Origin of the sequence: Pseudomonas sp. ICMP 3272 (assembly GCF_001466905.1) — a bacterium.
Classification (GTDB): domain Bacteria; phylum Pseudomonadota; class Gammaproteobacteria; order Pseudomonadales; family Pseudomonadaceae; genus Aquipseudomonas; species Aquipseudomonas amygdali.
The window spans coordinates 176,234-183,384 of the sequence record NZ_LKEK01000108.1 but is presented as its reverse complement, the minus strand read 5'-3'; the positions used below and the strand labels follow the sequence as shown (position 1 = coordinate 183,384).

At 60.0% G+C, this 7,151-nt stretch carries 5 protein-coding genes; 1 reads left to right on the top strand and 4 read right to left on the bottom strand.

The window, feature by feature from the left end; all coding sequences use genetic code 11:
- Positions 1–80: 80 nt before the first annotated feature.
- Genes guaD through xdhA form a run of 4 tightly spaced genes read right to left on the bottom strand, consistent with a single transcriptional unit; the run spans position 81 to position 6,214 of the window.
- On the bottom strand, positions 81–1,394 hold the full coding sequence (gene guaD, locus AO068_RS25105; RefSeq protein WP_058409764.1) for a guanine deaminase: 1,314 nt from the start codon (positions 1,392–1,394) through the stop codon (positions 81–83).
- Between the two features lie 17 nt (positions 1,395–1,411).
- Positions 1,412–2,251, bottom strand: coding sequence for a xanthine dehydrogenase accessory protein XdhC (gene xdhC / locus AO068_RS25100; protein WP_058409763.1), 840 nt, complete (start codon positions 2,249–2,251; stop codon positions 1,412–1,414).
- On the bottom strand, positions 2,248–4,767 hold the full coding sequence (gene xdhB, locus AO068_RS25095; protein ID WP_058409762.1) for a xanthine dehydrogenase molybdopterin binding subunit: 2,520 nt from the start codon (positions 4,765–4,767) through the stop codon (positions 2,248–2,250). Before xdhB ends, xdhC begins: the two co-directional genes overlap by 4 nt.
- Positions 4,760–6,214 (bottom strand): xanthine dehydrogenase small subunit, encoded by a 1,455-nt coding sequence (gene xdhA, locus AO068_RS25090; protein ID WP_058401975.1) that lies wholly within the window; start codon positions 6,212–6,214, stop codon positions 4,760–4,762. The genes xdhB and xdhA overlap by 8 nt, the downstream gene beginning before the upstream one ends.
- 276 nt (positions 6,215–6,490) lie before the next feature.
- Between xdhA and AO068_RS25085 the strand changes: the two genes are divergently transcribed.
- Entirely contained in the window at positions 6,491–7,150 is a 660-nt protein-coding gene (locus AO068_RS25085; RefSeq protein WP_058401976.1) for a GntR family transcriptional regulator, read from the top strand.
- The last annotated feature ends 1 nt before the right edge of the window (position 7,151 follow it).

The window sequence follows — 7,151 nt, the reverse complement described above, 5'->3', positions numbered from 1 at the left end:
CGACGCTCCGCGTCGCATGCCGTTCTGGACGCTCTGCGTCCTCTTGACGACGCAGAGCCTGCGTGAGCGTGAGGGACGATTTAGCCCCGCTCATGCACCAAGCGCCCACCCGACCAGGTCTGCTTCACTGTCCGGTCATCACCGATGGTCATCAGCACAAACAGAATCTCTTCGATGTCTTTAGCCTGTTTCAACCGGTATGACAGCAGCGGGGTGGCGTTGTAATCCAGCACCAGAAAGTCGGCTTCGTTACCGGGCTTCAAGCTGCCGACCTTGTCCTCCAAACGTAGTGCTCGCGCGCCGCCTAGCGTCGCCAGGTACAGCGACTTGAACGGATTGAGCCGTGCGCCCTGCATCTGCATGACCTTGTAGGCTTCGTTCAAGGTCTGCAGAATCGAAAAGCTGGTGCCGCCGCCCACATCGGTGCCAACCCCGACATTCACCTTGTGCTTTTCGGCCATCGGCAGGTTGAACAGGCCGCTGCCCAGAAACAGATTGGAGGTCGGGCAGAAGGCAATCGCCGAACCGGTTTGCGCCAGTCGTGCGCACTGTTCGTCGCACAAGTGCACGCCATGGGCGAACACCGAGCGCTCGCCGAGCAGGTTGAAGTGATCGTAGACGTCCAGGTAATGCTTGCGCTCGGGGAACAGTGCCTTGACCCACTCGATCTCCTGAAGGTTTTCGCTGATGTGGGTCTGCATGTACAGGCCGGGATACTCAGTAAGCAACTGCCCAGCCAGGCTCAATTGCTCCGGGCTGCTGGTCGGCGCGAATCGCGGGGTCACTGCGTAGCTCAAACGCCCTTTACCGTGCCAGCGTTCGATCAGCGACTTGCTGTCGGCGTACCCGGATTCCGGCGTATCAACCAGATAATCCGGCGCATTGCGGTCCATCATCACCTTGCCGGCGATCATGCGCAGATCGAGTGCCTGAGCCGCACTGAAAAACGCCTCGACCGACTCTTTATGCACGCTGCCGAACACCAGCGCTGTGGTCGTGCCGTTGCGCAGCAGTTCCTTGATGAAGATGTCGGCCACCTGCGCCGAATGCTCGGGGTCGGCGAACTGGCTTTCGCAGGGGAAGGTGTAGGTGTTGAGCCAGTCGAGCAGTTGTTCGCCGTAGGCACCGATCATGCCGGTTTGTGGCAAGTGGATATGGGTGTCGATGAAGCCCGGTGTGATCAGTGCGTCCGGGTATTCGATCAGCTCGACATCGCCGTCGAGGCTATCGAGCAAATCGTCAGCATTGCCCACTGAAATGATTTTGCCGTTTTCGACCAGCAACAGGCCATCGGCAAAATACTCATAAGACGCCCCCACTGCCACCTCCGCGGGGTCGGCAATGCTGTGAAGGATGGCGGCGCGGTAGGCTTTACGGCGGGAAACTGAACTCATGGCACTCTCGTTGTGACTCATTGCGACTGACTGCGGCGTGATTCGGGCAGCAGTCTGGCGATTGGTTCGGCATTGGCACTGTGCTGGCCAAAGCTTGCGTTGTAGGTGGCGATTATTTCTGCGGCGATGGACACCGCGATCTCGATGGGCAACTTGCCTTTGACTTCCTCCAGGCCCATCGGGCAACGCATGCGTTGCAGCAGGCTGGCGTCAAAACCGCGTTCCCGCAAGCGATGTTCGAATTTGACGCGCTTGGTTTTCGAGCCGATCAGCCCGAAGTAAGTAAAGTCGCCGCGTTTTAGGATCGCAGCAGTCAGCTCAAGGTCCAGTTGATGGTTGTGGGTCATGACAATGCAGTAAGTGCCGACAGGCAACTGCGCGACCTCGTCGGCCGGCTCTTCACTGATGATCTTCAACACGCCCTCGGGCATCGGCTCGGGGAATTCGTTCTCACGTGCGTCGATCCAGCGCACCCGGCAGGGCAGGCTGGCGAGCAGTGGCACCAGTGCACGGCCGACATGACCGGCACCAAACACGGCGATCTGCGCGACGGGCTCGCCCATCGGTTCGAACAACAGCACGTTCACGCCGCCGCAGCACTGGCCCAGGCTTGCGCCGAGGTTGAAACGTTCCAGACGCGTCTGCCGGGTGCCGCTGGCGAGCATCTCGCGGGCGATTTGCATGGCCTTGTATTCCAGGTGCCCGCCGCCGATGGTGTCGTGAATATGCTCGGCACAGACCACCATCTTCGAGCCGGCATTGCGTGGCGTCGAGCCCAGCTCCTCGATGATGGTCACCAGGATGCCGGCTTCTCCACGGGCCTGTAGCTCGGCCAGGGCGCTGATCCAGTTGTTCATTTCTGCTCCAGGACCGAGTGATCCAGGCCCGGCGCCTTCGCGAGCAGGCTCGCTCCCACGGGGGCATCCTGACTAGGTGAAGGCGAGCCTGGCGAAGCTTCACTTACCCGCGAAGGGGCGGAAACAATCGGCTCGGCACCTTCGCCGGATGCGCGACGCGCAGCGCTTTTCTGGCGCATCTGCTCACAGCCCCACAACACTTTTTCCGGAGTTGCAGGCGCGTCAATGTCCGGTTGATGGCGATAATCACCCAGGCTCGCCACAGCGTCCTTGATTGCGCACCAGGCAGCGATGCCGAGCATGAACGGTGGCTCGCCCACTGCCTTGGAGTGGAATACGGTGTCTTCCGGGTTCTTGCGGTTCTCCACCAGCTTGATGCGCAGATCAAGCGGCATGTCCGCCACCGCAGGGATCTTGTAGGACGCCGGGCCGCTGGTCATCAGCTTGCCCTTGTCGTTCCACACCAGTTCCTCGGTGGTCAGCCAGCCTGCGCCTTGAATGTAGCCGCCTTCGACCTGGCCGATATCGATGGCCGGGTTCAGCGAGGCACCGACGTCGTGCAGAATGTCGGTGCGCAACATTTTGTACTCGCCTGTCAGCGTGTCGACGATGACCTCGACGCAGGCCGCACCAAACGCGTAGTAATAGAACGGTCGGCCCCGCGCCTGGCTGCGGTCATAGAAAATCTTCGGCGTCTTGTAATAGCCGGTGCTGGACAACGAAACCTGGCCCATCCAGGCCAATTGCGCCAGCTCGGCGAAGGGCAGGAAAATATCGCCGATCCGCACATGGCCGTTGCGAAACTCGACTTCTGTTTCTGCCACCTGATAGTGCCGGGCTGCGAACTCCACCAGCCGCCGCTTGAGGGTTTCAGCGGCATTCTGCGCGGCCTTGCCGTTCAGGTCGGTGCCGCTTGAGGCGGCGGTAGGCGAGGTGTTCGGCACCTTGTCGGTGTTGGTGGCGGTGATCTGAATACGGTCAATGTCCACCTGAAACACTTCAGCCACGACCTGCGCGACTTTGGTGTTCAAACCCTGGCCCATTTCGGTGCCGCCATGGTTCAGGTGGATGCTGCCGTCGGTGTAGATGTGAATCAGCGCGCCTGCCTGATTGAGGAAGCTGGCGGTAAAGGAAATGCCGAATTTGACCGGCGTCAGCGCCAGCCCTTTTTTCAGGATCGGGCTTCCGGCATTGAACGTGCGAATGGCTTCGCGGCGCTCGGCATACTGGCTGCTCTGTTCGAGGTCGGCGGTCATCTCTTCCAGCAGGTTGTGCTCGACCGTCTGGTAATAGTGCGTGACGTTACGCTCGGTCTTGCCGTAATAGTTGGCCTTGCGCACCGCCAGCGGGTCCTTGCCGAGGAAGCGCGCGATGCAGTCCATGACCTCTTCGATGGCGACCATGCCTTGCGGGCCGCCAAAGCCACGGTAGGCCGTGTTGGACGCAGTGTGAGTCTTGCAGCGATGGCCGTTGACCGTGGCTTCGCCCAGATAGTAGGCGTTGTCGGCGTGAAACATGGCGCGGTCGACAATCGACGCAGACAGGTCCGGCGAGTAGCCGCAGTTGCCTGCCAGATCCAGCTCTATACCCTGCAAACGACCCGCGTCGTCGAAGCCCACGTCGTACTCGATGTAGAACGGGTGGCGCTTGCCGGTCATCTGCATGTCTTCAAAGCGTTGCAGGCGCATCTTGGTGGGCTGGCCGGTCAGCCGGGCAATCACGGCGCACAGGCAGGCCGGGCTCGCCGCCTGAGTTTCCTTGCCGCCAAAGCCACCGCCCATGCGCCTCATGTCGACCACGATGCGGTTCATCGGCACGCCCAGCACCTCGGCCACCAGCTTCTGGATTTCTGTGGGGTTCTGGGTCGAGCAATAGACAATCATGCCGCCGTCTTCAGTCGGCATCACCGAGGATATCTGGGTTTCCAGGTAAAAATGTTCCTGACCGCCGATGTGCAGGTTGCCCTGCAAACGGTGGGTTGCGCCTGCCAGCGCTGCGGCCGAGTCGCCACGTTTGTGCGTGTGGCTGTCGAGCACAAAGTGTTTCTGACGCAGCGCCTGAACCACATCCAGCACCGGCTCCAGGTCCTCATATTCGATAATCGCCGCCATTGCCGCCTGCCGGGCAATGTCCAGATCGCGAGCAGCAACGGCAAGCACCGGTTGACCGACAAACTCCACCGTGTCGATGGCCAGCAGCGGATCGCCGGGCAGCAACGGTCCGATATCCTTCAGCCCCGGAATATCCTGATGGGTAATCGCGATGCGTACGCCGTCGAAGGCGTAGCAGGGCGAGGTGTCGATGCTGATGATTCGCGCGTGGGCACGGTCGGAAAGACGTGCGTACACATGCAACTGATTGGGAAACTCCAGGCGATCATCGATATACACCGCTTCGCCGGACACATGCTTGTCGGCGCTGTCATGCTTGACGCTGCGACCGACGCCAGTGCTCAAGCCCTGCTGGAACACGGCGAGCATTTCGGCCTGGGTAATGGATGGGGAATGCTCAGACATAGTCAGTCACCCGCGTTGCGACGGCAGGCGTCTGCACTTCGATGAAATACTTGCGCAGCAGGTTCTGCGCGCTCAACAGGCGATATTCCTTGCTGGCACGGAAGTCCGACAGCGGCGTGAAATCTTCGCTGAGTGCGGCGCAGGCCTGCTCAACGGTTTCATTACTCCACGGCTGGCCGACCAGGGCCCGCTCGCAGGCCGCTGCGCGCTTGGGAATCGCCGCCATGCCGCCATAGGCGACACGTGCCTCGCGGATCACGCCGTCTTCTATCGTCAGGCGGAACGCCGCACAGACTGCCGAGATGTCGTCATCCAGGCGTTTGGAGACTTTATAGGCACGAAAGGTCTGCAGTGGATTGGCGGTCGGCACGATGATCTTTTCGATGAACTCACTCTCCTGGCGAGCCGTGACCTTGTAGTCGATGAAGTAATCCTCCAGCGCCAGAGTGCGCTGGCCGTTGCCTTTGCGCAGCACGATCTGCGCACCAAGGGCGATCAGCAGGGGCGGTGAGTCGCCGATGGGCGAGGCATTGCCGATATTGCCGCCCAGCGTGCCCTGATTACGGATCTGCAACGAGGCGAAGCGTTGTAGTAACTCGCCAAAGTCCGGGTATTCGGCCTTGAGTGCTGCATAACAATCGGTCAGCGGAGTGGCTGCGCCGATCTCCAGGCGGTCTTCGAAACGCTTCACGCCCTTCATCTCGTCGATGTGTCCGACGTAAATCATCACCGGCAATTGTTTGTGAAACTGCGTGACTTCCAGGGCCAGATCGGTGCCGCCGGCCAGCAGGCGCGCCTGCGGATGGCTTCCATAAAGGTCAGCCAGGTCCGCCACGGTCAGCGGAATGAAGCAGCTTTTTTCGCCGTCGCTCAGTGCTTCGGTCTGGCCTGGCGTGATTGCTCGCAGGCGCTCGACAGTCTGAGCCTGGCGCTGATCGAACTGGTCCGGCTGGCGCTGGCTGCAAGACTGCTCGGCGGCGGCCAGAATAGGGCGATAACCGGTGCAGCGGCACAAATTGCCTGCCAGCGCTTCGTGGGCCTGGTGCGCGTTGGCGTCGCTGCTGTTCTTTTGCAGGGCAAACAGCGACATCACAAAGCCCGGGGTACAAAAGCCGCATTGCGAGCCGTGACACTCGACCATCGCTTGTTGCACGCTGTGCAACTGACCCTGGTGCTTGAGGTCCTCGACGCTGATCAATTGTTTGCCGTGCAGCGACGCCATGAACGTCAGGCACGAATTGAGGCTGCGATAACGCAGCGTTTGCTTGCCGTCGGCGTCACTGTGCAACTCGCCAACCACGACGGTGCAGGCACCGCAGTCGCCACTGGCACAACCTTCCTTGGTACCGGGCTTGTGTGCCTGCTCACGCAGGTAGGTCAGCACGGTCATGTTCGGATTCAGGCTGCGCTCGGTTTTTAGCTCTTGGTTCAAAAGGAACTGAATCACGGCGCAAAGCCCTCACATTTATTGTCATCAGACATGTCGATGAATCTATCAGCTCTGCTTATTGGGTCAATTTGTTTCTGACTTAAGAGTCAGGAAATTGAGTTTTTCAGCATTCTGCCGATCAAAGACTCTCTGGTTCTTGAATCGCCCATTGGGTTGTATTCAAGGTTTTGCGTATTTCGTGCCAGTTTCCGCTTCTATGGCCCTGCGCCATCCGTACCGGTTGCGCTACACTTCGCGGCTTGCATGCAGAACTGGTTTTTTTGAAGGATAGTCATGACGTTCAAGGCACCGGACAGCCTCGCTGAGCAAATTGCTCATCATCTTGCCGAGCGGATCATTCGCGGTGAGCTCAAGCCTGGAGAGCGTATTCAGGAACAGAAAGTCACGCAGGCGTTGAACGTCAGCCGTGGTTCTGTGCGCGAAGCATTATTGATTCTGGAGCGCCGCCATCTGGTGGTGATCCTGCCGCGTCGTGGGGCACAGGTTACGGTGCTCAACGCGCACAACGTGACCAGCCTGTGTGGCCTGATGAGCGAGTTGTACATTCTGCTGGCCAATGCAGTGGTCGAGCGCTGGCGCACCGAGGATGATCTTGCGCCGTTCGTGCAGATACAACAGCGCCTGCAGGTCAGTTTCGAGCAGCAGGACGTCAAGGCATTTGTCGAAGAGAGCTTCAATGTCATGCGCGCGGCCTATCCGTTCGCCAGCAACCCGTACCTCGAAGAAACGGTCGAGAACCTGCAGCCGTCCATGAGCCGCAGCTATTTCCTCGCGCTCGAGCAACGCAAGGCCGATATGGGCGACTATCTGGCGTTGTTCGACGAGTTGCTTGGCGCGGTGATCGCGCGGGATCTGCCGAAAATTCGTGTAGTGCTGATCGCCTACTGTCAGCGCAGCTGCCAGCTGGTGCTGGCCGCCCTGGCAGCGGACTGAC

What these genes read in the sequence shown, in the direction of transcription:
- AO068_RS25085 (WP_058401976.1), top strand. Translation starts at nt 6,491, where the DNA reads ATGACGTTCAAGGCACCGGACAGCCTCGCTGAGCAAATTGCTCATCAT.
- guaD (WP_058409764.1), bottom strand. Translation starts at nt 1,394, where the DNA reads ATGAGTTCAGTTTCCCGCCGTAAAGCCTACCGCGCCGCCATCCTTCAC.
- xdhB (WP_058409762.1), bottom strand. Translation starts at nt 4,767, where the DNA reads ATGTCTGAGCATTCCCCATCCATTACCCAGGCCGAAATGCTCGCCGTG.
- xdhC (WP_058409763.1), bottom strand. Translation starts at nt 2,251, where the DNA reads ATGAACAACTGGATCAGCGCCCTGGCCGAGCTACAGGCCCGTGGAGAA.